This is a genomic window from Halorubrum sp. AJ67, assembly GCF_000513435.1.
Map to the genome: position 1 here is coordinate 464,539 of NZ_CBVY010000003.1, position 1,924 is coordinate 466,462.

Below are 1,924 nucleotides of genomic sequence, written 5' to 3' on the forward strand. Positions count from 1 at the left end.
GTCGTTTCCGGCCGGACTTATACGTCGGGACCGTCAATCGCCGCTCATGACACGCGGACACGCGACGGGGGAGCGTCGATGACGACACAGACGCTCCATCCCCGAGTCCAGATCGTGTGGGTCCTCCGTGCGGTGCTCCTGTCGGCGCTCGTCACCGCCCCGTTCGTCGGCGGCGTGTACGTCGAGTATCTCCCGGAGTGGGTTCCGGTGGCCGTCGGGGCCGCAATCCTGACGCTCACCGTCGCACACGCGCTGCTCCGGTACCGCCGCTGGAGCTACGAGATCCGCGAGGACGCGATCTACCTCGACCGCGGCGTGATCACGCAGGTGCGGACCACGGTGCCGCTGGTGCGGATCCAGCACGTCGATTCCCGGCGCGGCCCGATCGAGCGGACCGCCGGGCTCGCCTCCTGCGTGGTGTACACCGCCGGATCGCGGGGCGCTGACGTGCGGATCCCGGGACTCACGCCGGAGGGCGCGAGCGACCTCCGCGAGGAGCTGAAACGGCTGGCCATCCGCGCCGACGGGGAGGACGCGGTGTGAAGTTAGCGCCGCAGTCGGTCCCGTACCGCGCGCTCCAGAAGGCGGCCGGGACAGCGGTTGCCCTGTTCGTCATCGTCAACAGCGGGGGGTTCGGCCTTCCGTTGGCGGTCGCCGGCGGTGCCGCCATCCTCGTCGCGATGCTCGCCTACGAGGTCGCGTACTATCGGCGGTTCGAGTACGTCCTCACCGAGGACACGCTCGACATTTCCTCCGGCGTCATCTCCCGGCGCGAGCGCGAGATCCCGTACCGCCGGATCCAGAACGTCGACGTGAGCCGGGGCGTGATCCAGCGCGCGATCGGCGTCGCCGCGGTCGACTTGGAGACCGCCGGCGGCTCCAGCACCGAGGGATCGATCCGGTTCGTCACGCCCGAGGAGGCGACTCGTCTCCAGCGCGAGGTCCAGCGCCGGAAGTCCGACGCGAGCCGGACGGACGAGGGCGGCGAGCGGACCGACGCAGACACCGGCGCGGTCAAGGGCGGGCGCGACGACGCGTTCGCGCCGAGCGAGGAGGAGCTGTTCGCTATCTCGCCCGGCGAACTCGCCTTGGTCGGGGCGCTGTCGTTCGACGGACGCCTGATCGGGCTGTTGGCGTTCCTCAGTTCCGGGTCGTTCCCGGTGCTTTCGAGCTTCCTGCCGGAGACATCCGCCGCCGCACTCACCGCGACTGCGTTCGTCGGCGTGGCGGTCCTGTTCCTCGCATCGTGGTTCATCGGCGCAGGCCTCGCCTTCTCGAACTACTACGGGTTCCGCCTCTCTCGCGCCGGCGACGAACTGCGCTACGAGCGCGGGTTGTTCCGGCGGTACAGCGGGTCGATCCCGACCGAGAAGGTCCAGACGCTGCGTATCACGGACAACCCCGCGAAGCGGGCGCTGGGGTACGCGAGCCTCTCGATCGAGACCGCGGGGTACGCGCCCGGACAGGGGACGGAGTCGGGCAACCAATCCGCCGTGCCGATCGCGACGACCGACCGCGTCTACCGGCTCGCACACGAGATCGAGCCGTTCGGGACGCCCGAATTCAACCGGCCGCCGAAGCGGATCCGGTGGCGGTACGTCTTCCGCTACGCGATGGTCGTCGGGGTGCTGACGGCGGTCGCGTACGGCGTAAACTGGTACTTCGCGGCGTCGCTCCCGTGGTACGGGGTCGCCGCGCTCCTCCTCATCGCACCGCCCGCGGCGCACCTCAAGTGGAAGCACCGCGGCTACTGGCTCGGCGAGGACCACCTGCTCACCCGGAACGGGTTCTGGGGCCGGACCGTCGCAGTCGTCCCGTACTACCGGATCCAGAACGTGATCGACAGCCGCACCGTGTTCCAGCGCCGGTGGGGCGTGGCGACGATCGTCGCCGACACGGCGGGGACCGGGTCGCTGACCGGAAG

Annotated in this window: 2 protein-coding genes; both read left to right on the forward strand. The window is 70.1% G+C overall.

All coding sequences use genetic code 11. The features are described from left to right. The first annotated feature begins 78 nt into the window (after nt 1-78). Entirely contained in the window at nt 79-543 is a 465-nt protein-coding gene (locus BN903_RS05450; RefSeq protein WP_048076726.1) for a PH domain-containing protein, read from the forward strand. Next, nucleotides 540-1,924, forward strand: a 1,385-nt coding sequence (locus BN903_RS05455) for a PH domain-containing protein (protein WP_048076727.1), incomplete at its 3' end; no start/stop codon positions are given. The genes BN903_RS05450 and BN903_RS05455, both read left to right, overlap by 4 nt.

Coding starts and splice junctions, on each gene's coding strand:
- BN903_RS05450 (WP_048076726.1), top strand. CDS start 79: ATGACGACACAGACGCTCCATCCCCGAGTCCAGATCGTGTGGGTCCTC.